Origin of the sequence: Autumnicola edwardsiae, assembly GCF_031846505.1 — a bacterium.
Lineage (GTDB): Bacteria > Bacteroidota > Bacteroidia > Flavobacteriales > Flavobacteriaceae > Autumnicola > Autumnicola edwardsiae.
On record NZ_JAVRHP010000003.1, the window covers coordinates 45,135 to 66,836 of the forward strand.

Sequence of the window (21,702 nt, forward strand, 5' to 3'; positions counted from 1 at the left end):
TTATATATACTTGATAGGATTGGTGTTTGTATCTGCTAAAATAAATGCAAAATTACGAATTTTTTTACTAAGAAAAGAATATAGTAAATCTTTTGTGAACTGCTCACTTTCGTAATGCCCAATATCTGCTAAAATCAGTTGTTTTTCAGCTTTATAGAAGTCGTGGTACTTTAAATCTGCAGTAACGTATACGTCTGCTCCGGCATGTTTTGCGTTCTCAATAGCAAAACTTCCGCTGCCACCCAGGACAGCCACCTTTTTAATCGTTTTGCCCAGGAGTTCAGAATGTCTTACTATACCTGCATTAAAAATTTCCTTAACAGATTTCAGAAATTCTTCTTCGGAAATTTCCTTTTCTAGCTCGCCAATCATGCCCATACCAAGGTGTTGATGTTGGTTTTCCAGCGTGGTCACCTCATAAGCAACTTCTTCGTAGGGATGATTTTTAAATAGTGTCTGAAGGATTTTAGATTGCAGGTGCGCAGGGAAAGTTATTCCTATTTGCGTTTCTTCTTCAAAATGAATTTTCCCCTTTTGTCCAACAGCAGGATTGGCATCATCATTAGGTTTAAAACTACCTGAACCCGACACGTTAAAACTGCAATTATCGTAATTACCTATGCTCCCTGCTCCGGCTTCAAAAAGGGCAAATCTCAGTTCTTCGGCATTTTTATTTGGAACAAAAGTGGTTAGTTTTTTAATGCTGTTTTTCCGCGGAATTAAAATTTTCCGGTTGGCCAGGTTCAGTTTTTTAGCAATCATATCGTTAACGCCTTTGTACTGGTTATCCAACGCAGTATGGATCGCATAAATAGCAATATTGTGTTGAATTGCCTTTATAACAGTGCGTTCCACATAATTTTTTCCATTTAATTTCTTCAATCCTGAAAAAATAATAGGATGGAAGCTTATAATCAAATTGCAATTTTTAGCGATAGCTTCATCTACAACCTCTTCAAGAGTATCTAAAGTAATTAAAGCACCCGTAGCTTCTGTTTCGGCATCGCCTACCAATAATCCAACGTTATCAAAATCTTCAGCATAATTTAAAGGGGCAAATTCTTCTATGTGTTGTATAATCTCCTTTATAAGCATAATTTCCTACTTTTGAATACTTTTTTAGTGGCAATGAGCCTAAATTAGCGTCTTTCAAAGATAAATATTATACCTTGGTTTTATGGCTATATTCAGAAAATTACTATTCCCCTTTTCTCTGGTTTATGGCGGTGTAACAAGGGCCAGGAACGAACTTTACAATCGGAAAATCCTGAAATCTGAGAAATACGAGCTGCCCGTTATTTGCGTGGGAAACCTTAGTACAGGTGGTACCGGAAAATCTCCTATGATAGAATACCTTATAAAACTTATTAATTCTGAATATAAAGTGGCGACACTTTCCCGTGGCTACAAAAGAAAGACCACCGGATTTTGGCAATTATCGGGCACAGAAACTGCGGAAGACGTGGGGGACGAGCCACTGCAGTTTAAAAGAAAATTCCCCAATGCTATTGTGGCCGTAGACGCCCATAGAAGAAACGGAATTGCAAACCTGATGAGTACGGGGGCTGAAGTTATTTTGCTGGATGATGCTTTTCAACACCGAAGGGTAGAGGCGGGATTAAATATTTTGTTAAGTTCTTACAGTAATCTATACGTCTCGGATCTCATTTTGCCTGCCGGAAATTTACGGGAATCCAGGCGCGGAGCAGGAAGAGCAGATATTGTTGTTGTGACAAAGTGCCCGCAGAACATTGAAAAGGTGGAGATGGAAAGGATTAGTAAATCTCTTAAACTGAAAAAAAATCAAAAATTATTCTTTAGCTATATCTCTTATGCTGAAAAAATAATTTCAAAAGATTCTGAACTCACGCTGGACCGGTTGAAAGACAAAGAATTTGTTTTAGTTACGGGAATAGCAAATCCAAAACCGCTTACAGAATATCTGAAGAAAAAGGGTTTCAAATTCCGGCATTTAAAATTTCCAGATCATCATCATTTTAAGGAAAGTGAAATTGAAAATCTGCTTCGTGAGAAGATGGTTCTAACTACAGAAAAAGACTATGTAAGGCTAAAGGAACGGCTTTCTCCTTCAAAATTATATTATCTGCCAATTGAGACTAAATTTGTTGAAGATGAAGAAAAATTCAATAGGGAAGTGGTAAGCTTTGTAAAAACAAAATGAGGCGCTTTCGCACCTCATTTTTATTTTGGCTAATTCAAACTATATTATTTTAATATAACCCGAGTAACCTATTATTTTCAAAGCTCATGCCAAACTTTTAGGTAGTAGCTTTTGCACTGGCAGCGAGATACCTGTTGATTTTATGAAAGAATTCTTCTGTTTTGTACGGTTTTGGGATGATATCATTAAAACCATTGAGGTAAAATTCATCTAGGTTCTCGTCAAGGGTAACTGCAGTTAATGCTATTACAGGTATTTCCTTATTGAATTTCCTGATTTCGATAGTTGCCTCAATACCGCTTATTCCCGGCATATGGATGTCCATAAGGATTAGGTCAAAATGATTGTTCTGAACTTTATCGATTGCAATGGTACCATTATCTGCAACATCACAAATCACCTTATTTTTCTCGAGAATTTTTCTCGTGATCATTTGGTTGATCTTGTTATCCTCGACAATTAAAATACGCTTATCAATCATAATATCATTAGAAAGTGCAACAGGCTTTTCTTCTTTTGGGGTTTGAGCAGTTATTGCAGGATTTTCAAGAGCTTCAAATTTTAATTCAAAGGTGAATTTTGAACCTTTTCCTAAGTCGCTTTCCAGAGTAATCTCACTGTTTAACAAGCTTAAAAGATTTTTTACAATAGATAAGCCCAGACCTGTTCCTCCAAATTTTCTGTTTATCTGCGTGGAGCCCTGTGTGAAGTTTTCAAAAATTGCTTTTTGTTTTTCTTTGCTGATTCCTTCACCATTGTCTTTAATTTGGAAAGAAAGATAAACAGTTTCGTTCAGCTGTTTTAGTTTGTATACGCTTATCCAGATATCCCCGTTTTCAGTAAATTTGATGGAGTTGCCTATTAGATTAATAAGGATTTGAGAGATCTTAAGCGGGTCTCCTTTTAATTTAGTAGGGATGGAATCATCAAAGCTAAGATGTATACTGGTGTTTTTCTCGTCTGCAGAATTTTTTAAAGCAACAAGTACATCTGAAATTCTTCTTTTTAGATTAAAAGTTGTGGACATTACTTCAACTTTATTCGCCTCCAGCTTGTTTAGATCAAGGATATTGTTAATGAGTGAAAGCAGGTATTCTCCCGAGAACTTAAGTGAATTAAGATGTTCCTTTTGATTTTCTGTAGGGCTTTCTTCCAGTAACAGGTGGGTGAGACCGGTTACAGCGTAGAGCGGAGTCCGTAACTCGTGCGTTATGGTACTCAAAAATTGTGCTTTTGCGAGGGACGCTTTTTCTGCATTTTCCTTTGCAAGGGTAAGTTCTGTGTTCTTTTTCTGAAGCAGATCATTAGCCCGTGCTCTAAGGTTATTATTTTTATATAACGACAAAGTCAGCAGCGATAAAATCGTAATGAGCGCTACACTTAAAATCGTGGTGAGCTTATTTACCTTTAGCGACTTTTCCTGCTCGGCATTTTGTAATGTTAACGCACTTAAAGTATTTTTTAAAGCATCCTGTCCGTACCTGCTGTTCACTTCCCGGGCCAGTTCCGCTTCATTCATATTATAAATGGAATCTTTTATCTCATAACTTTCCTTAAGATAAGCAAGAGCTGTATCTGGTTGCTTATTAACTTCGTGAATTGCGCTTAACCTTCGGTTACCACTAATCATCATTCCTGCAAAACCATTCTCATAAGCAAGATCCAGTGCTTTCCTGGCACTTTCTTCAGCCTTGCCAAGATCGCCAAGGAATAGATGGGCAGAAGACCTGTAATAGTTTAGGCGGCTTTTCTCATACTCATTTTCACTATTGCTCAGGTAAATTTCTGCGTTCCTGAAGTGGGTTAAGGCATCTTCATAATCATCCCCGCGATGGAGGGAAAGGACTCCGCGGTTGAGCGCGACCAGGCCTAATTGTTCCCTGTTATCACTGTCATATATATTTTCTGCCCGATCAAGATAATCCTGAGCTTCTGAAAATTTTTTCTGAAGATCCAGGATTTTGGCGTACTGGATATAGCTATAGGCCAGCCCAATGTCGTCACCAATTTCCTTTTGGATCGCAATTGCATTCTTTATATGTGTATTTGCACTTTCATATTCGTGCTTAATGTATCTTAAATTCGCAAGAATATTACTTGATAAGGCAGTATATCGTTTGTGATTAATACTCCTGGAGAGCACTATGGAAGAATCCAGCTTTGTGATCGCATCATCAAAATTGTACCTGAAAATAGAGGATTCCGCACCACTAAGTAACTGCTGAATTTGATCACTTATTTCATCTTCATCTTTTACTTCCCGATCCTGAAAAGCAAAGGTGTAGGAATAAAAGAAGGAAATAAAAATGATAAGGCTTAAGTTCTTCATTTGGGCTTGTAAAGTAGCAACTTAACGGAGTTAAATATAGTTAATTATCATTAATCAAGGTAATTAAATTCAAAAGTCTGTAGGAATAACCTATTTCGTTGTCATACCACCCAATTAACTTCACCATTTTTCCACCTATAACAGAGGTCATTTGCGAATCGAAAACACAGGAAGCGCTGTTTCCAAGAATATCCACTGAAACTATAGGATCTTCAGTATAACTCAAGATTCCCTTTAAATTTGTTTTAGAAGCTCGTCGGAAGATCTCATTAACCTCTTCGATCGTCGTTTCTTGCTTTACATTCAGTGTCATATCTGTTAAAGAACCATTCGGTACCGGAACCCTTATTCCGCAGCCACCAATAACATCACTTAGTTCCGGAAAGATTTTAGTTAAAGCCTTTGCTGCACCCGTAGTTGTGGGAATAATGGACTGAGTTGCTGCCCGGCTGCGCCTAAGATCGCGGTGTGGTTTATCGTGGAGGCTTTGGTCTGATGTAAAAGAATGTACCGTGGTAATATATGCCTGCTCAACTCCAAAATTTTCGTGGATAAGCTTAAGCATAGGAGCCGCATTGTTAGTGGTGCAGGAGGCATTAGAAATTATCTTCTCTGTGCCATCAAGAATATGATCATTCACTCCTAAAACGACCATTTTTATTTCTGAATCCTCCGGGGGAACCGAAAGTATAACTTTCTTAACACCCGGTTTTAAATGTTGTTCAAGATCTTTAGAAGACTTAAACTTTCCTGAACAATCTATTACGTAATCTACATGATAATTATCCCACGGAATCTCCCGCGGATGACTGTAGTTTAAAACAGCGGTAGTTTTGTTTTTTATGGTAATCCTGGAGTTCTCCCCTGTAACTTCTTCTGAAAGTTTGCCGTGTATGCTGTCATACTTCAGCAAGTGGGTGAGCGTCTCAGCATCGGCAATATCGTTTATTGCCACCACGTTAAAGTCGGGATGATTAATTAGCAGCCGGAATAAACTACGTCCTATTCTTCCAAACCCGTTAATGGCAATATTAGCCGGTAAAGCCATAGAATTGGTAAGCGTTAATTAATTGATGTGTTTTTGTGCTTTATAGGATGAACGGACCAATGCACTGCTTTCAACATGACGAAAACCAAGATCCAGTCCTATTGCTTCGTACTTTCTAAATTGATCTGGGGTGATAAACTGCTTTACAGGAAGGTGCTTCTTACTGGGCTGTAAATACTGTCCAATGGTCACAACGTCTACACCAACACTTCTTAGGTCGTGAAGTGATTGTATCACTTCTTCTTCCTTTTCTCCAAGACCAAGCATAATACCAGATTTTGTCCGGTTAATTCCCTGATCTTTGAGATATCTCAGGACCTCTAAGCTGCGTTCATATTTCGCCTGAATCCTAACTTCCCGGGTGAGCCTTTTTACAGTTTCCATGTTGTGCGAAACCACTTCCGGCATTACCTCTACAATGCGGTCAATATTTCTCTCGTTCCCCTGAAAATCAGGAATTAAAGTTTCTAAAGTAGTCTCTGGATTCATCCTGCGAATGGCCTTTACGGTTTCTGCCCAGATAATGGATCCCATATCTTTAAGGTCATCACGGTCTACGCTGGTAACTACAGCATGCTTTATTCCCATTATTTTAATAGAGCGGGCTACTTTTTCAGGCTCGTCCCATTCTACAGTATCCGGTCTTCCGGTTTTTACGCCACAAAATCCACAGGAACGTGTACAGACATTCCCCAGGATCATAAAAGTGGCTGTTCCTTCACTCCAGCATTCACCCATGTTAGGGCAACTTCCCGAGGTACAGATCGTATGCAGATCATACTTGTCTACTAAACTGCGTAATTCTGTATATTTCTTACCGGTTGGAAGTTTTACTCTCAGCCATTTTGGCTTAGCTTGTGGCTTCGGTTTTACGGGTGTGATAGTGTCTGTACTCATAGCAAAATTCTGTTGTTCAAAGATACGATATTATAGGAAACTGCATAAATTAGACAGTATAGAGTTGCATTCCTTACTCGTGTTTTCGATCTTCAATAATTTCTGAAAGCAGCTTCCTGGCCCTCAGGAGTTTGATCTTAACATTATTCATTGGCTCATCAAGGCTTTCCGCAATTTCTTTGTAGGATTTCTCCTGAAAATACCTCAGGTTAATAACCTGCTGATAATGTGGTTTTAACTCTTTAATATCTCTTAAAAGTTGCGCAAGATTCTGTTCGCTTATAAGTTTGTCTTCTATTGAAGGAGTTTCATCTGCAATGGCATATACCTTATCTTCATCATGGGTGCTGGTTTTTGACCGGATAGAAGATTTTTTTTTCCTTATAAGATCTACATGAATATTCTTCGAAATCGCTATAAGCCAGGTGCTGAAAGAGTAGTTTTCGTCAAAAGTATCAATTTTATTGAAAGCTTTGGAAAATGTCTGGATACTGATATCTTCAGCTTCATACTCATTCCTGGTTTTCTTTAACTGAAAACCATAAACATCGTTCCAGAAAGTGTCCATGAGATAATTAAATGCAGCCTGGCTGCCGCCTTTAGCTTCCCTGATTTTTACAAGGAGCCTTTCCGGTTTTATTTCCAATGAGTAGGTTTTGAGATAATATTAGCTATAAATATACCTAATTGAGCAAAAACTAAAAACAATTCCAGAATCGGAAATAACCAAACCACATCTTTTTCGTCCAGCTTTGCGGCAGATTTATAATAAAGTATTGCTTTTACTAAAAGTACAGTACTAAAGATGGTAGCTAAAATTTGCCAATTTTCGGTAAATAGTATAGCGACAGGCAAAATCCAGAACAAGACCTGAGAAAAATAGAACAGGCTTAGAAGAAACTGATGTTTTTTCTTGTAAGCTTTTGCTGTAGAAACGTGCCTCCTCTTCTGTTTTATCCAGTCTTTAAGAGAATTTTTAGGGACACTTCTCGTTATAGCACTCGGATAATCACAAATTGCGGTATTTGTTTTTGTGGCAGCTTCATTTACAAAAAGATCGTCATCCCCAGATCTTAGATGGAGATGATTTGCAAAGCCATTCTGCTCAAAAAAGAGAGTTGAGGTATATGCCAAATTTCTGCCTACACCCATATAGGGACTACCCATTTTTGCGTAGGAGAAATACTGAATTGCGGTAAGGAGTGTTTCAAATCTTATCAATTTGTTCAGAAAAGAAGATTTATTTTTAACGTAGCCACCGTATCCTAAAACAATGGTTTTTTCCTGCTGAAGGTTTCTACACATCTCACTAACCCAGGATTTACTTTGCGGAGCACAATCGGCATCTGTAAAAAGCAGGTGTGCATATTTGGCTCTTTTAATGCCTAAAGTGAGTGCGTATTTTTTATTTGCCCAAAAAGCTTCATTATTTTTTACATCAACAATTTTTATCCTCGGATCAATTTCTTTAAATTTTTCCATTACTTCTAGGGTTTCATCCAGCGAAGCATCGTTTATAAGAATAACTTCAAAATTGGGATGATCCTGTTCTAAGATGGAAGGAAGAAAAGAGTTTAAATTCTGCGCTTCATTTTTACAACAAATAATGACAGAAACCGACGTTTCTGAAGGCGAGGGAGCCACGTATTTAGAGGAGGCAAAACTAAAATAACTTATAAAATAGGTGAGATTGACTGCTGCAATGAGCAGAAAAGTAATCAGTAAAAGTGTTGACATTCAGGTTAGCCGGCCTTTTCAGTATTAGAACAGTCACCAATCTCGTCAGGTAATTTTCCGCAATAACTACAGGCTTCCCCTTCTTTATTTAAAAAAGGATTCTGGCTGGCGCAAGTACCTGCAAATTTCCCATCTTTCTTTCCCCAGATTTTAATAGCAATTCCTGCAAAGGCAAGGGCTATTAAAATAAAACTTATTATAAATAATTGCATTACTTTGTCTTTTTCTAATGCAAAAATAAGAATAAAAAAAGGTCTGGGGAAATGTGGGAATTTTTTATGCGAATCTTTGCACTCTTTAACTAAAGTTTAATTGCAATTAACTGGATATTTAATAGTTACAGAATAACTTGCGATGTTGTAATTAAAAATGTAAAATATGAAGATGAAAAATATTATACTAATAGGTGCCTTTTCGGCTTTAATTTTCACTGCTTGTGAAGATAATGATAAGAAGGAACAGGAGCGGGCACAGGCTGAGCAGGTGGAAACCGAAAGAGAGGAAGCCTTAGCTGAAGAGCAGAGGGAGCTGGAAGGTAATAGCATTGTGGTAAAAACTATGGAGACCGATTCTTTAAGTACGTTAACCAATGCGCTTAAAAAAGCCGATTTGTCTGAAACTCTTAGAAAGGAACAAGGACCTTTTACTGTTTTTGCGCCAACAGATGCGGCTTTTAATGAGATAGACAAGGAAAAAATGGATAGCCTGATGAATAATGACAATCAGGATGAACTTTCAGATTTACTCAAATACCACGTTGTTGAAGATGAAATTACTTCAGACGAACTAAGCCAGCAAATCCAGAGCAATAATGGCGAATATACTTTTAATACCATGGCAGGTGAAGAGATTACGGCTATGATGAGTGGTGAGGATATTGTACTTAGGGATGGAAGTGGTAATACAGCCACAATTACCCGCGCAGATATAAATGCTTCAAACGGGGTAGTGCACATGATAGATGCTGTAATTATGAAAAAATAAATCCTGATTTCGCGATGAGGAGCAAATAAATAAAACCGGGAGACTACTTTTAAAGTAGCCTCTCGTTTTTTTTTCAGAATATATTAACCTCAGGTTCGAGCCGAATTTTAAATCTGTCTTCTACCGTTTCCTGAACTTTGTTCGATAATTGCAAAATTTCGGTTCCCGTTGCTGTTCCATAGTTTACCAGCACAAGCGCCTGATCTTTATGAACGCCGGCGTCGCCTTCTCTATAGCCTTTTAACCCGGCTTTTTCAATTAACCATCCTGCCGGGATTTTTACTTCCCGGGTTGAGACGGGATAAGAAGGGATTTCGGGATATTCCTGCTGCAGCTTCTCAAAATGCTTTACCGGAATAACCGGATTTTTAAAAAAACTTCCGCTATTCCCAAGAAGTTTTGGGTTTGGTAATTTTGCCTTTCTTATAGAGATTACAGCGTCAGAAATTTCTTTTACTCCTGCCAGTTTTATATTTCTCTCATCCAGGGCATTCTTAATGGCACCGTAACTGGTGCGTAGAATATGGTTTTTCTTCGTTAATCTAAAGGTGACACTGGTGATAATAAATTGACCTTTTAATTTGTTCTTAAAAACTGAATTGCGGTAGTCGAATTCACATAAATTTTTACTGAAGGTCTTCTGCTCAAGGGTTTGGATGCTAATAGCTTCGCATTCTTCAAAAACATCCTTTAATTCTACTCCGTAAGCTCCAATATTCTGAATAGGGGCAGTTCCCACATTGCCGGGAATAAGGGATAGATTTTCCAAACCGCCAAAACCCTGTGCGAGTGTCCAGAGAACAAATTCGTGCCAGTTTTCACCGGCACTGGCCTTTACAAGAACTTCATCTTCATTTTGAGAAATAATTTCTTTTCCTTTTAAATCTATATGAAGAACGGTTTTTTCAATATTTTTTGTCAGAAGCATATTGCTTCCGCCCCCGAGGATGAAAAGTTCGGAAGCATAGGTTTGCGCCAGGACCTCTTTAAGATCTTCTACGCTGCTTACAGATATAAAGCGCCTGGCCCTTACGTCAATTCCAAACGTATTATATTCCTTTAAAGAGGCGTTGCGCAATACATGCATACTACTTGTTATATTTCTTTAACGCTTCTTCGAGAATGGCTATTGAACGCTCAAGGTTCTCCCTTTTCAAAACGTAGGCTATTCTCACCTGGTTTAGTCCTGTATTTGGAGTAGAGTAAAAACCTGCTGCCGGTGCAACCATTACTGTTTCGTTATTATGCTGAAAATTCTCTAAAAGCCATTTTGCAAAATCTTCGGCATTTTCTACAGGAAGTTCTGCTATGCAATAGAAAGCTCCTTTTGGTTTGGCAACTTTAACTCCTTTAATTTTTTCCAGGCCTTCTATAAGAATGTTTCTTCTAAGAGTGTATTCCTTATTAACATCGTCAAAATACTCCTGCGGGGTGTCCAAAGCTGCTTCGCTGGCTATTTGAGCAAAAGTAGGCGGACTCAGTCTTGCTTGTGCAAACTTCATGGCAGCAGCGGTTACTTCTTTGTTCTTAGAGACAAGGCAACCAATCCTGGCACCGCACATGCTGTATCTCTTGGAAACAGAATCTACCATTATGGCGTGTTCTTCTAATCCAGCAATACTCATAATAGAATGATGTGTTACTCCGTCGTATGCAAATTCGCGGTAAACTTCGTCGGCAACTACAAAAATATCATGCTTTAGAGCGAGATCTGCTATTTGCTGAATTTCATCTTTAGTATAGAGGTAGCCGGTGGGGTTCCCGGGATTGCATAGAAGTATCGCCTTGGTTCTATCTGTGATCAGGTTTTCAAATTCACTTATTGGAGGCAAGGCAAAATTGTCTTCAAAAGAAGCCTGTATAGGCACAATGTTTACACCCGAAGTTTCTGCAAATGCATTATAATTGGCATAGAAAGGTTCAGGAATAATTATTTCGTCCCCAGGGTCTGTTATACTTCCCATGGTAAAGTTAAGCGCTTCAGAACCTCCTGTTGTAATTATAATATCATCGCTGCTAACCGGGATATCGTGTTTCTTGTAGTACTCTGCCAGTTTTTCCCTGTAACTTAGAAAGCCCGCCGAATGACTATAGGAAAGAACTTCAATAGAATTGTTTTTTATAGCATCCAGTGCTCCTTGCGGAGTTTTAATATCTGGTTGGCCAATATTTAACTGGTAAATTGTCCTACCTTCCCGTATAGCGGCTTCTGCATAAGGAACAAGCTTTCTAATAGGGGATTGGGGCATGTTTTGGCCCTTCTGTGAAATATTAGGCATAATTATCAATTTTTAGAGAGTACAAAAGTGCAAAAATATTAGTAGAATTAATAGGTTTTCTGGGTAATATGTAGAAGATTGCCAGTGAAAAAAAAGGACGTATAGGGCTAATTTTTTTTCTGTTTCAGGCTTCATAATAAACAAAAAAACCTCCCAAATTTGGGAGGTCTGGATCATTGGAAAAAAGTCAATTTTAACTTTCTGTAGCTTCTTCAGCTAATACTTTTCCTTTTATCTTAAGGGCTTTTGTAGGCTCTTCGGCATTGGAATATACAGTTACCGTTTTTCTTATAGGTCCAACCCTTTTAGTGTCGTATTTCACTTCAATTGTTCCGGTTTCTCCCGGTGCAATGGGGCTCTCTGGTTTTGTAGGTATAGTACACCCACAGCTGGAGGCCACGTCTTTAATTACAAGTGGCGCATCTCCCGTATTTGTAAACTCAAATACCCGAACTCCGTCACTTCCTTTCTTTATTTCGCCATAGTCAATCGTTTCAGACTTAAACTGCATCTTAGCTGTCTGGGCAAGAGAAGTACCCACGCCTGCTAAGACCAATATGGCAATCATTACTAGCTTTTTCATAATTTTAGATTTAGATAGAAAGTAAAGATAAGCTGAATTAAAAAAACAGGCAAAATTTTAATCAATTCAACTTCTTTTAAAATCCTTCAGTTATAATTACTTTTGCCATTATTTCAAAAATTAGACCAAATTATGGCTATTGCTTCCCATTATAACGCAAAACAAGTTGAAGACAAGTGGTACAAATACTGGATGGAAAACGGCTATTTCCATTCAGAAGTAGATGAAAGGGAGCCTTACACCATTGTAATTCCTCCGCCAAACGTCACCGGTATTTTGCACATGGGCCACATGCTGAATAATACAATTCAGGATGTTTTGGTAAGACGGGCCCGTTTAAAGGGCTTTAATGCCTGCTGGGTTCCCGGGACAGATCATGCTTCTATTGCAACTGAAGCTAAAGTTGTAGCTAAACTTAAAGCTGAAGGAATTAATAAAAACGACCTGAGCCGCGAAGAATTTCTGGAACATGCCTGGGAGTGGACGCATAAGCACGGGGGGATAATTCTGGAGCAATTAAAAAAGCTGGGAGCCTCCTGTGACTGGGAAAGAACGAAGTTTACGATGGATGAAAAGATGTCTGCTTCAGTCATTAAGGTTTTTATTGATTTATATGAAAAGGGGTTGATTTACAGGGGTTACCGAATGGTCAACTGGGATCCTGAAGCAAAGACCACCTTGTCTGATGAGGAAGTTATTCACCAGGAAAAACAAGGGCATCTTTATTATTTGAAGTACAAAATTGAAGGTAGTGATGATACTTTAACCATTGCCACCACAAGGCCCGAAACTATTTTAGGAGATACGGCAATATGTATAAACCCCAATGATGAACGATTTTTTCATCTTAAAGGTAAGAAAGCTATTGTTCCTATTAATAATCGCGTGATTCCAATAATTGAAGATGAATATGTAGACCTGGAATTTGGTACGGGATGTTTAAAGGTTACTCCGGCGCATGACGAGAATGACAAAATGTTGGGTGATAAGCATGATCTTGAAGTTATCGACATTTTAAACGATGATGCGACCCTTAATTCCTACGGATTGCATTATGAAGGTAAAGACCGGTTTGTGGTAAGAAAAGAAATTACTGCGGAATTAAAAGAACTGGGAATCCTGGTTAAAACCGAAGAACATATCAATAAAGTAGGCACCAGCGAACGTACCGGAGCGGTTATAGAGCCAAAATTGAGCGATCAATGGTTTTTAAAGATGAAAGATCTTGCCGAACCTGCAATAAAAGCGGTGGTTGGTGACGATATTAACCTTGTACCGGATAAATTCCTGAACACCTACAAACACTGGATGGAAAACGTACGGGATTGGAATGTATCCCGGCAATTATGGTGGGGGCAGCAGATTCCTGCTTATTACTATGGTGATGGGAAAGAAGATTTTGTTGTTGCTGAAAATCCTGAAGCTGCACTCGAAAAAGTGAAAGAAAAGACAGGTAGCCAAAAATGGCAATTATCGGACATGATTCAGGATCAGGATGCTTTGGACACCTGGTTTTCTTCCTGGCTGTGGCCAATGAGTGTCTTTAATGGTATTCTGGAGCCGGAAAACGAAGAAATTCAATACTATTACCCTACAAACGACCTTGTAACTGCTCCTGAAATCCTCTTTTTCTGGGTAGCGCGCATGATTATGGCTGGATATGAGTATCGCGGAGAACGACCTTTTAAAAACGTCTATTTAACAGGAATAGTTCGCGATAAACAGCGCCGGAAGATGTCAAAATCCCTCGGAAATTCGCCAGATCCACTCGGTTTAATCGAACAATATGGTGCCGATGGTGTTAGGGTAGGGATGTTATTAAGTTCTCCTGCCGGGAACGATCTTATGTTTGATGAAGACCTTTGCAAGCAGGGTAGTGCGTTCACAAACAAAATATGGAATGCCTTCCGTCTTGTAAAAGGCTGGGAAGTTTCCGAAGAAAAAGAACAGGACGATACCTCGAAAATTGCCATTAATTGGTATAGGGCAAAATTTCAAAAAGCACTGCACGAAATTGAAGATCACTTCGATAAATACAGGATTAGCGATGCTTTAATGGCCACTTACAAACTTATCTGGGACGATTACTGTTCCTGGTTCCTTGAAATGGTAAAACCTGCTTTTGGAGAACCTATGGATGCCATTACTTTTAAAGAAGTTATTGCCATTCTTGAAGATAACCTGAAGATATTGCATCCGTTTACTCCGTTTTCTTCCGAAGAAATCTGGCAGGAAATAACAGGAAGGACTCCGCAGGAAGCTTTAATTATAGCAAAGTGGCCGGAAATAAAATCTTTTGATGAGAAGATCATTTCAGAGTTTAGTGTGGCCGCTGAGGTTATTACGGGGATTAGAAAAGTAAGAAAAGAGAAGAATATATCTTTTAAAAATGAGATTGAGTTTAAAGTTTTAAATAACGAAGAAACTTCAATTTTCTTTGACCCTGTAATTTCTAAAATGGGAAATCTTTCTAAACTGGAATATGTAGACCGGCAGGTTGAAGGCGCATTATCCTTTCGTGTAAAATCGAACGATTATTTTGTGCCTGTAACGGGAGCTATAGATATTGATGCTGAAATAAAGAAACTGGAAGAGGAACTTACCTATACTGAAGGTTTTCTGAAATCTGTAGATAAAAAACTTTCTAACGAGCGGTTTGTGAATAATGCACCGGAAAAAGTGGTTGCTATAGAGAAAGCAAAAAAAGCAGATGCCGAATCTAAAGTAGAGGCTTTAAAGGCTAGTCTAAAAAGCCTGCAATAGGAGCTTACTAGAAATAAATGGCAGTATGGCTTAATCTATGCTGCCAATATATTCTTCTACAAGATCGATATATTTTTCCTGCGCCTCCTGCTTTGTCAGGTTTTTTACCTGGACTAAAGCATTTACTTTAAATGCAGAACGTAAATCTCCATCGCTTGTTGGAGGGAGATAAAAACCATTCTTTGAAGTAGCACGCTTGTAATAAGCATAGAAGTGAAGTAATACGTCCGGTGGAAACTTTTGCTCCGTAGTACTTGCCATTTTATAGGCCTTTAAAAACTTTTTATAATTTTCCTCTGGCATCATTCATCCAATTAATCCTGAATTTTTCCTATCACAGTAACGCCACCTTTAACCTTTTGGTTAAGTTCTACATTTAATGGTGTACCTAAAGGCATAAAAACATCTACACGCGAACCAAATTTAATAAAACCGCTGTCGCTTCCCTGTACAACTTCATCTCCTTCCTTAGCATAATTCACTATTCGCTTTGCCATGGCTCCGGCAATTTGCCTGTAAAGAATTTCTCCTGTTACTTCATTTTCTACCACTACCGTAGTCCTTTCGTTCTCTTCACTGGATTTAGGATGCCAGGCAACGAGAAATTTGCCGGGATGATATTTGCTGAATTTTACTTTTCCTCCTACGGGATGGCGGGTAACATGTACATTTATTGGAGACATGAAAATCGACACCTGTAGCCTTTTATCTTTAAAATATTCTTTTTCATGAACTTCTTCAATAACTACAACTTTTCCGTCTACCGGTGACACAACAGTTTCCTTGTTAATTGCCGTCGCTCTCTTCGGATTTCTGAAAAACTGGAGGACGAGCAGGAAAAGTAATATTGTTACGATTAGGATTGCGAATTTAATCCAGTACGTGTTTATTAAACTGTAACTTAGAACATTTATTGCAATTAAAAGAATTGCAGTAACGATCATTATCTTGTAACCTTCTTTATGAAACATAATCTAATAGGTATAAATAAGCATAAACAAAGGGACTGGCGAAAATAATACTGTCAAGCCTGTCGAATAAGCCGCCATGGCCAGGCATAAGTTTTCCACTGTCTTTTACTCCCGCCTGTCTTTTAAACTTGGACTGGATCAAATCTCCCAGTGTACCAAAAATACTCAATATTACGGCTAATCCCAACCAAACGGGGAAAGTTAAAAATTCGGTATAATAATGAATAAAATAACTTGCTGCGCAGCTAAAAATCAATCCGCCCAGGAAACCTTCAATTGTTTTTTTGGGCGAAATGCGTTCAAAAAGTTTTCTGCGACCAAAATTCTTACCTACAATAAAGGCAAAAGTGTCGTTGGTCCAGATCAATACAAAAATCCCTACAACCAGCTTGGGAATAAAGACCCCGGCAATAGTTGGAATAAGGGTTAGGAAAATTACCGACGAGATGAGATAGAAAATAATAATGATATATTTCTTCTTTTCAAACACCGGAATTTTATTGACCACCATTAAGTCTTTCACAAGGAAAAGGTTTACAAAGATGGTAATAAAAAGTAGCAGGATCGTGGCGTCCTGGTCAAATTTGAGGTAACTAAAAAGGTAGAACAGCAATGCCTGGACAGCGTATAGCGCATAACTTTTGAGGTGCAGTAATTTCTGCATTTCAATTAAGCACACGAGCCCGAGTAAATAGAATAGGGTAATGAAGATAAATTCAGAAGAAAGGATAGAGGCTACCAAAATGGATATATACAATAATCCCGAAATAGTTCTGATTATGGCTTCCCTCATATATTAAAGATCTTCAAGAAGAAGCAAATACAGATTTTTAGTGCTACTTCCATAGCTCATAAAGTCACCTTCTTTCTGCGTTTCAAAGTTTTTAATAGTAGTGATGTTGGAGGGAATGTGCTGTTTATTTCTGAATTTGATACCGCGCAATCCTTCGCCTATAGTATCAATAAGCTGACTGGTGGAGGCAAGAACAACAAAATTTGCAGGTAAGTCATGCAATTTACTCTCCTTTATCTGGTTTGACGAGATAAGGATCGAGCCATCGTTAGCAACAAGATATTCACAGGTTGAAAGAAAAAAAGCTGCCTGGGAAGATCTGTTAAACTCCAGGTTGAAGTTATTGAATTTATCACGAAGCGCCTGGTCAAAGCAGAAACATTCCTTTTCGTACCAGTCATTTTCCAGCAGGATATTGTCAAAAGCTTCCAAAACTTCTTCGTTGCTTTCACAATAGAGGAATTTTCCTCCATTGTTTCTGAAATTAAGCATGAACCTTTCGTCTGTAGGTAGTTTTACCTCAGGCATATACTTTCCCCTATCAGCTTTCTCAGGATTATCCTGATTTTTGTCTGATTTAGATTTAGGGTTCAGGAATCTGCTAAATAGACTCATAGAGTATTTGGTGTGGTTCTCAACGTCATTTATCCCAAAGGTAAAAAATCTTAATTTAACCTTAGGTCAAATTAAGATTTTTTACAGATGTCCGGAAAACTATTTTTTTACGGAACCTCTTTCGGTAAGATTGTCTTCCCCAAAATTATTTGCGTCAGGGTCAGCCTGGGATACTTCCTCTTCCGGTGTTACCTGTGTAACGGTTTTTTCAAGTTCTTCCCTGTCCTTTGCAAAAGGTCGTGCGCCAAAGATTTTTTCAAGGTCATCTTTAAAGATCACTTCCTTATCCAGGAGGATTTCGGCCAGCTGGGTCAACTTGTCTTTGTTCTTTGTGAGAAGTTCTATTGCCCTGTTGTACTGGGCCTCAATAAGACTGGAAATTTCCTTGTCTATTAATTCTGAAGTACGTTCGCTATAAGGCTTTGTAAAGTTATATTCACTCTGTCCTGAAGAATCGTAATAAGTTAAGTTCCCTATAGCATCATTAAGACCATAAATGGTCACCATTGCCCGTGCCTGTTTGGTCACTTTTTCGAGATCACTAAGTGCACCGGTAGAAATTTTATCAAAAATAACTTTTTCTGCCGCACGACCTCCCAAAGCTGCGCACATCTCATCATACATCTGTTCCGGCCTTACAATAAGTCGTTCTTCAGGTAAATACCACGCTGCACCAAGAGACTGTCCACGGGGAACAATTGTTACCTTAACAAGAGGGGCCGCATGTTCCAGCATCCAACTAACGGTTGCGTGTCCTGCTTCATGAAAGGCGATAGCTCTTTTCTCTCCAGGAGTTATAATTTTGTTCTTTTTCTCAAGTCCGCCAACAATCCTGTCTACAGCATCAAGAAAATCCTGTTTACCTACCGCTTTATTTCCTTTTCTTGCTGCAATAAGGGCTGCCTCGTTACAAACATTAGCAATATCTGCTCCCGAGAACCCGGGGGTTTGCTTTGCCAGGAATTCTGTATCAAGTTCATCTGCAACCTTTTTTAAAGGCTTCAAATGAACTTCAAAAATTTCTTTTCTTTCATTTAAATCCGGAAGGTCCACATAGATCTGCCTGTCAAAACGTCCAGCACGCATAAGTGCTTTATCCAATACATCTGCACGGTTGGTTGCAGCAACTACAATCACGTTGGTGTTAGTGCCAAATCCGTCCATTTCTGTCAATAGCTGGTTAAGCGTATTTTCACGTTCGTCGTTGGAACCTGAAAAGTTGCTTTTTCCACGCGCCCTACCAATGGCATCAATTTCATCAATAAATATTATAGATGGGGATTTTTCTTTTGCCTGCTTAAACAAATCCCGAACTCTTGAAGCTCCAACTCCAACAAACATCTCCACAAAGTCCGATCCCGATAATGAGAAAAACGGAACTTTTGCTTCTCCAGCCACGGCTTTTGCAAGTAAGGTCTTACCCGTCCCGGGAGGCCCTACTAAAAGAGCTCCTTTCGGAATTTTACCTCCTAAGGCAGTGTACTTTTCTGGTTGTTTCAGGAAATCTACAATTTCCTGTACTTCCTCCTTTGCTCCTTCCAGTCCTGCAACATCTTTAAAGGAAGTTTTTACATCGGTATTCTGGTCAAAAAGCTTAGCCTTGGATTTTCCGATATTAAAAATTTGTCCACCGGCACCGCCACCAGCGCCAGAGCTCATCTTCCGCATTATAAAAATCCAAATTCCAATAATGAGGATAAAAGGTAAAAGTGTAAAGAAAACTTCAGCTAAAACGTTACTTTCTCTTTCAAAGGTCACGTTTGCCGCAACATTGTATTCTTCCTCAATTTCCTCAACATCATTCTGAAACTTTTCAAGGCTACCAAGATTAAAACTGTAAGCAGGGGTTTCTCCCGCAGCAAACATTTCTTCGTTGGTTTTAGATTGATGTTGTTCTTCTTGCTGTGCTTCCTCGGTAAGGAAGACATTTGCTTTTTGGTTGTTAACAATAACGACCTTTTGAATATCCCCATCTTTAAGGTATTCTTCAAACTGCGTAGGTGTAATTTCAGCAGGCTCGTTAAAGCCTCCGCCAGAGAAGAACTGGATTCCTAAAAATATGATGATTATAGCCGCATAGATCCAATATGCACTAAATTTAGGCTTTTTAGGATCTAATTTCTTTTTGGGTTGCTCTTTCGCCATTCTTACTTGCTTCAGGTTAAATTTTAATAATTAGTCTCAATACTGGTAATCTTTGCGTCACCCCAGAGACTCTCAATGTCGTAAAACTCTCTTATATGTCGTTGAAAAACATGAACCACAACATTTACGTAGTCCATAAGGACCCATTCGGCATTTTCGCTACCTTCAATATGCCAGGGCTTATCCTTTAAAGCTTTACTAACTGATTTTTGTACGGAATTTACTATGGCGTTTACCTGCGTGTTTGAAGTACCATTGCAGATGATAAAGTAATCACAAACTGTATTCTCGATCTCCCTTAGGTCCAGGATGTCAATATTATTTCCCTTTACTTCTTCAATTCCCTTTATAACTTGAGCAATAAGTTGATCGCTGTTCGTTTCTTTTTTTGCCATTAAATTTATTTCTTTACGCAAAGTTATTACTTTTTAGACTTTTAAAAGCCTGTTATTTTATAACATTTTAATGCCTTTGCGTCTTTAATTTCTACATGCGTATAATCAAAGTTAATGCCATCAATTCCACGAATGAGTTTGCCCGTGATCTCTACCGCGGCAATTCTAATTTCGACCCGGTTTGTGTGGTGGCTTATGCCCAAAACAAAGGGAAAGGGCAGCGAGGCGCCGGCTGGGTTTCAAATCCCGGAGAAAATCTCACTTTTAGCATATTATATCCCCATGAGCAACTGGCGGTTGTAGATCAGTTTCTTTTGAGTGCGGCTGTGGCCCTTGCCATTGCAGATGTTTTGGAGCAGCATCAAATTCCTAAAATAAGGGTAAAATGGCCTAACGACATTATGTCAGCAAGCTATAAACTCTGCGGAATTCTAATTGAGAATATCCTCAAAAATGATAAAATATCGGCATCTATAGTGGGCGTAGGGCTCAATGTTAATCAAATGGAATTTTTGAACCTCCCCCGGGCGGGATCCATGCAACAAATGTCAGGCAGAAACTTTGATCTTGACAGTCTGCTGGATATTTTATTAGATTCCATAGAAAAGCGGCTTGAGTTGCTGTCTGTTTCCGCAAAAAGCTCTTTACTCGAAGAATATACTTCCAAAATGTTCAAAAAAGATATGGTTTCCACTTTTGAGCTACCAGATGGAAGCCACTTGACCGGAATTATAAGAGGCGTGACCCATGCAGGAAGGTTAACTATAGAAACAGAAGATTCCGTTTTTAAAACTTTCGATCTAAAGGAGGTAAAACTTCTCTTCTGAAGGAAATATTCTATTTTAATGGCAATTATTCTGATGAATTAGAGCTTCCGGACTCTGCAGGTCGATAATTGCCATTTTTCGATGGCCTCCTGAAATTCGGAATACTAGTGATCTATAATTTTGAAATATTCTCAGCAAGGCTGTTGATAAACTTCTGTAACGGACTCTTTACCATCATGCTCATCATTGCATTGAATTTACCATGGAAAAAAAGCTGTGTTTCGCTCTGAGTTTCGTTTAATTTATCAATATGAATGTTGAGAGAGAAATTAAGTTTATCTGAAGTAGAGCCTAAAACCACCAATTTTGGTTCTTCGGTTTCCTGGATCTTCAATTTTATCTCAGGCATGCCTTTTAAAGCGAATAAAAAGGATTCCTGGTCAATTACCCTGAATTTTTCCTTGCTTTCTGGCATTAACTGCTCATAATTTTCAACATTGGTCAAAAATTCAAACATTTCCTGCTGGCTCTTATCTGTGGTTACTTGTGGACTTTCTAAATTCATAATTACTTTTTCCAGTTAGCTGGGTCATGACGCCATTCTTTCAAAGTTTCAGCTTCAGAACCATTAATATATCTTGTTTTTTGTGCAGTCTCAATCAGGTGATCGTAATCACTTAAAGTATGGAGTTCCACGCCGGCTTCTTTAAAATTTTCCGTAGCAATGTCAAACCCGTAAGTAAAAATGGCCAGCATACCTTTTACATTGGCGTTTGCTTCTCTAATTGCTTTTACGGCGTTTAAGCTACTTTTACCAGTGCTAATAAGATCTTCAATAACAACTACATTCTGGCCTTCCAGGATATTTCCTTCAATCTGATTTTTTCTGCCGTGACCCTTAGCTTCAGGTCTTACGTAAGCAAAAGGCAGGCTTAAATATTCTGCCACGAGCATGCCAATACCAATTGCCCCTGTAGCTACCGCTGCAATTACGTCTGGTTTTCCATAGAGTTCCTCTATCTGTTTTGCAAAATGCTCACGTATAAAATTCCTGATAGGAGGATAAGAGAGAACAACGCGATTATCGCAGTATATAGGAGACTTCCACCCGCTTGCCCACGTAAATGGCTCTTGCGGGTTTAATTTAATTGCTTTAATTTGCAGTAGTAGTTCAGCAGTATGTTTTGCTGTTTCTTTATTTAAAATCATAATAC

General features: G+C 38.6%; 22 protein-coding genes. 4 read left to right on the forward strand and 18 right to left on the reverse strand.

The annotated features are described in order from the left end of the window. Nucleotides 1–1,095: a Nif3-like dinuclear metal center hexameric protein gene (locus RM529_RS01170; RefSeq protein WP_311482911.1), complete on the reverse strand. Its 1,095-nt coding sequence runs from the start codon at nt 1,093–1,095 to the stop codon at nt 1–3. A gap of 82 nt (nt 1,096–1,177) precedes the next feature. On the opposite strand from RM529_RS01170, the gene lpxK reads away from it, so the two are divergent. Next, nucleotides 1,178–2,182: a tetraacyldisaccharide 4'-kinase gene (gene lpxK / locus RM529_RS01175; RefSeq protein WP_311482912.1), complete on the forward strand. Its 1,005-nt coding sequence runs from the start codon at nt 1,178–1,180 to the stop codon at nt 2,180–2,182. A 97-nt stretch (nt 2,183–2,279) separates the two neighbouring features. On the opposite strand, the gene RM529_RS01180 is transcribed toward lpxK, so the two are convergent. The 6 genes from RM529_RS01180 to RM529_RS01205 all read right to left on the reverse strand — a co-directional run bounded on the left by RM529_RS01180 (nt 2,280) and on the right by RM529_RS01205 (nt 8,405). Further along, complete coding sequence (locus RM529_RS01180) at nt 2,280–4,511, reverse strand: ATP-binding protein (RefSeq protein ID WP_311482913.1); 2,232 nt, start codon at nt 4,509–4,511, stop codon at nt 2,280–2,282. Nucleotides 4,512–4,551: 40 nt separating this feature from the next. Further along, nucleotides 4,552–5,559 carry a type I glyceraldehyde-3-phosphate dehydrogenase gene (gene gap, locus RM529_RS01185; RefSeq protein WP_311482914.1) on the reverse strand — a complete coding sequence of 336 codons (1,008 nt, stop codon included), beginning with the start codon at nt 5,557–5,559 and terminating at the stop codon, nt 4,552–4,554. Nucleotides 5,560–5,577: 18 nt separating this feature from the next. Then, nucleotides 5,578–6,456, reverse strand: a complete 879-nt coding sequence (gene lipA, locus RM529_RS01190) for a lipoyl synthase (protein ID WP_311482915.1) — start codon at nt 6,454–6,456, stop codon at nt 5,578–5,580. A 73-nt stretch (nt 6,457–6,529) separates the two neighbouring features. Further along, nucleotides 6,530–7,102, reverse strand: coding sequence for an RNA polymerase sigma factor (locus tag RM529_RS01195; RefSeq protein WP_311482916.1), 573 nt, complete (start codon nt 7,100–7,102; stop codon nt 6,530–6,532). Then, on the reverse strand, nt 7,093–8,193 hold the full coding sequence (locus tag RM529_RS01200; protein ID WP_311482917.1) for a glycosyltransferase: 1,101 nt from the start codon (nt 8,191–8,193) through the stop codon (nt 7,093–7,095). Before RM529_RS01200 ends, RM529_RS01195 begins: the two co-directional genes overlap by 10 nt. Before the next feature lie 5 nt (nt 8,194–8,198). Then, a complete protein-coding gene (locus tag RM529_RS01205) occupies nt 8,199–8,405 on the reverse strand; it encodes a membrane or secreted protein (protein ID WP_311482918.1) in 207 nt (68 codons plus the stop codon). A gap of 172 nt (nt 8,406–8,577) precedes the next feature. Between RM529_RS01205 and RM529_RS01210 the strand changes: the two genes are divergently transcribed. Then, nucleotides 8,578–9,177 carry a fasciclin domain-containing protein gene (locus tag RM529_RS01210; RefSeq protein ID WP_311482919.1) on the forward strand — a complete coding sequence of 200 codons (600 nt, stop codon included), beginning with the start codon at nt 8,578–8,580 and terminating at the stop codon, nt 9,175–9,177. A gap of 73 nt (nt 9,178–9,250) precedes the next feature. Here RM529_RS01210 and murB read toward each other — a convergent pair whose 3' ends face one another. The 3 genes from murB to RM529_RS01225 all read right to left on the reverse strand — a co-directional run bounded on the left by murB (nt 9,251) and on the right by RM529_RS01225 (nt 12,039). After that, on the reverse strand, nt 9,251–10,264 hold the full coding sequence (murB, locus tag RM529_RS01215) for a UDP-N-acetylmuramate dehydrogenase (RefSeq protein ID WP_311482920.1): 1,014 nt from the start codon (nt 10,262–10,264) through the stop codon (nt 9,251–9,253). Nucleotide 10,265: 1 nt separating this feature from the next. Further along, a complete protein-coding gene (locus tag RM529_RS01220; RefSeq protein WP_311482921.1) occupies nt 10,266–11,456 on the reverse strand; it encodes a pyridoxal phosphate-dependent aminotransferase in 1,191 nt (396 codons plus the stop codon). Nucleotides 11,457–11,649: 193 nt separating this feature from the next. After that, nucleotides 11,650–12,039 carry a DUF1573 domain-containing protein gene (locus tag RM529_RS01225; RefSeq protein WP_311482922.1) on the reverse strand — a complete coding sequence of 130 codons (390 nt, stop codon included), beginning with the start codon at nt 12,037–12,039 and terminating at the stop codon, nt 11,650–11,652. Between the two features lie 132 nt (nt 12,040–12,171). Here RM529_RS01225 and RM529_RS01230 point away from each other — a divergent pair, with 132 nt between their 5' ends. Beyond that, the gene (locus RM529_RS01230) at nt 12,172–14,802 is read left to right on the forward strand and encodes a valine--tRNA ligase (protein WP_311482923.1); all 2,631 of its coding nucleotides are present in this window, start codon (nt 12,172–12,174) and stop codon (nt 14,800–14,802) included. A 30-nt stretch (nt 14,803–14,832) separates the two neighbouring features. Here the strand turns inward: RM529_RS01230 and RM529_RS01235 are convergent, their stop codons facing one another. From RM529_RS01235 to rsfS, 6 genes are all read right to left on the reverse strand, one after another. Further along, a complete protein-coding gene (locus RM529_RS01235) occupies nt 14,833–15,108 on the reverse strand; it encodes an acyl-CoA-binding protein (RefSeq protein ID WP_311482924.1) in 276 nt (91 codons plus the stop codon). 8 nt (nt 15,109–15,116) lie between these two features. Next, nucleotides 15,117–15,773, reverse strand: coding sequence for a phosphatidylserine decarboxylase family protein (locus RM529_RS01240; RefSeq protein ID WP_311482925.1), 657 nt, complete (start codon nt 15,771–15,773; stop codon nt 15,117–15,119). Next, nucleotides 15,763–16,566 carry a phosphatidate cytidylyltransferase gene (locus RM529_RS01245; protein WP_311482926.1) on the reverse strand — a complete coding sequence of 268 codons (804 nt, stop codon included), beginning with the start codon at nt 16,564–16,566 and terminating at the stop codon, nt 15,763–15,765. Before RM529_RS01245 ends, RM529_RS01240 begins: the two co-directional genes overlap by 11 nt. A 3-nt stretch (nt 16,567–16,569) precedes the next feature. Continuing rightward, nucleotides 16,570–17,181, reverse strand: coding sequence for an LUD domain-containing protein (locus tag RM529_RS01250; RefSeq protein ID WP_311482927.1), 612 nt, complete (start codon nt 17,179–17,181; stop codon nt 16,570–16,572). A 99-nt stretch (nt 17,182–17,280) separates the two neighbouring features. After that, a complete protein-coding gene (gene ftsH, locus RM529_RS01255) occupies nt 17,281–19,326 on the reverse strand; it encodes an ATP-dependent zinc metalloprotease FtsH (RefSeq protein WP_311482928.1) in 2,046 nt (681 codons plus the stop codon). Nucleotides 19,327–19,349: 23 nt separating this feature from the next. Continuing rightward, a complete protein-coding gene (gene rsfS, locus RM529_RS01260; protein WP_311482929.1) occupies nt 19,350–19,721 on the reverse strand; it encodes a ribosome silencing factor in 372 nt (123 codons plus the stop codon). A 95-nt stretch (nt 19,722–19,816) separates the two neighbouring features. Between rsfS and RM529_RS01265 the strand changes: the two genes are divergently transcribed. Continuing rightward, on the forward strand, nt 19,817–20,548 hold the full coding sequence (locus RM529_RS01265) for a biotin--[acetyl-CoA-carboxylase] ligase (protein ID WP_311482930.1): 732 nt from the start codon (nt 19,817–19,819) through the stop codon (nt 20,546–20,548). A gap of 112 nt (nt 20,549–20,660) precedes the next feature. Here RM529_RS01265 and RM529_RS01270 read toward each other — a convergent pair whose 3' ends face one another. Further along, nucleotides 20,661–21,053, reverse strand: coding sequence for an SRPBCC family protein (locus RM529_RS01270; RefSeq protein ID WP_311482931.1), 393 nt, complete (start codon nt 21,051–21,053; stop codon nt 20,661–20,663). Between the two features lie 2 nt (nt 21,054–21,055). Further along, nucleotides 21,056–21,697 carry an orotate phosphoribosyltransferase gene (gene pyrE, locus RM529_RS01275; protein WP_311482932.1) on the reverse strand — a complete coding sequence of 214 codons (642 nt, stop codon included), beginning with the start codon at nt 21,695–21,697 and terminating at the stop codon, nt 21,056–21,058. Between the last annotated feature and the right edge of the window lie 5 nt (nt 21,698–21,702).

Coding starts and splice junctions, on each gene's coding strand:
- RM529_RS01170 (WP_311482911.1), bottom strand. CDS start 1,095: ATGCTTATAAAGGAGATTATACAACACATAGAAGAATTTGCCCCTTTA.
- lpxK (WP_311482912.1), top strand. CDS start 1,178: ATGGCTATATTCAGAAAATTACTATTCCCCTTTTCTCTGGTTTATGGC.
- RM529_RS01180 (WP_311482913.1), bottom strand. CDS start 4,511: ATGAAGAACTTAAGCCTTATCATTTTTATTTCCTTCTTTTATTCCTAC.
- gap (WP_311482914.1), bottom strand. CDS start 5,559: ATGGCTTTACCGGCTAATATTGCCATTAACGGGTTTGGAAGAATAGGA.
- lipA (WP_311482915.1), bottom strand. CDS start 6,456: ATGAGTACAGACACTATCACACCCGTAAAACCGAAGCCACAAGCTAAG.
- RM529_RS01200 (WP_311482917.1), bottom strand. CDS start 8,193: ATGTCAACACTTTTACTGATTACTTTTCTGCTCATTGCAGCAGTCAAT.
- RM529_RS01205 (WP_311482918.1), bottom strand. CDS start 8,405: ATGCAATTATTTATAATAAGTTTTATTTTAATAGCCCTTGCCTTTGCA.
- RM529_RS01210 (WP_311482919.1), top strand. CDS start 8,578: ATGAAAAATATTATACTAATAGGTGCCTTTTCGGCTTTAATTTTCACT.
- murB (WP_311482920.1), bottom strand. CDS start 10,264: ATGCATGTATTGCGCAACGCCTCTTTAAAGGAATATAATACGTTTGGA.
- RM529_RS01220 (WP_311482921.1), bottom strand. CDS start 11,456: ATGCCTAATATTTCACAGAAGGGCCAAAACATGCCCCAATCCCCTATT.
- RM529_RS01225 (WP_311482922.1), bottom strand. CDS start 12,039: ATGAAAAAGCTAGTAATGATTGCCATATTGGTCTTAGCAGGCGTGGGT.
- RM529_RS01230 (WP_311482923.1), top strand. CDS start 12,172: ATGGCTATTGCTTCCCATTATAACGCAAAACAAGTTGAAGACAAGTGG.
- RM529_RS01235 (WP_311482924.1), bottom strand. CDS start 15,108: ATGATGCCAGAGGAAAATTATAAAAAGTTTTTAAAGGCCTATAAAATG.
- RM529_RS01240 (WP_311482925.1), bottom strand. CDS start 15,773: ATGTTTCATAAAGAAGGTTACAAGATAATGATCGTTACTGCAATTCTT.
- RM529_RS01245 (WP_311482926.1), bottom strand. CDS start 16,566: ATGAGGGAAGCCATAATCAGAACTATTTCGGGATTATTGTATATATCC.
- RM529_RS01250 (WP_311482927.1), bottom strand. CDS start 17,181: ATGAGTCTATTTAGCAGATTCCTGAACCCTAAATCTAAATCAGACAAA.
- ftsH (WP_311482928.1), bottom strand. CDS start 19,326: ATGGCGAAAGAGCAACCCAAAAAGAAATTAGATCCTAAAAAGCCTAAA.
- rsfS (WP_311482929.1), bottom strand. CDS start 19,721: ATGGCAAAAAAAGAAACGAACAGCGATCAACTTATTGCTCAAGTTATA.
- RM529_RS01265 (WP_311482930.1), top strand. CDS start 19,817: ATGCGTATAATCAAAGTTAATGCCATCAATTCCACGAATGAGTTTGCC.
- RM529_RS01270 (WP_311482931.1), bottom strand. CDS start 21,053: ATGAATTTAGAAAGTCCACAAGTAACCACAGATAAGAGCCAGCAGGAA.
- pyrE (WP_311482932.1), bottom strand. CDS start 21,697: ATGATTTTAAATAAAGAAACAGCAAAACATACTGCTGAACTACTACTG.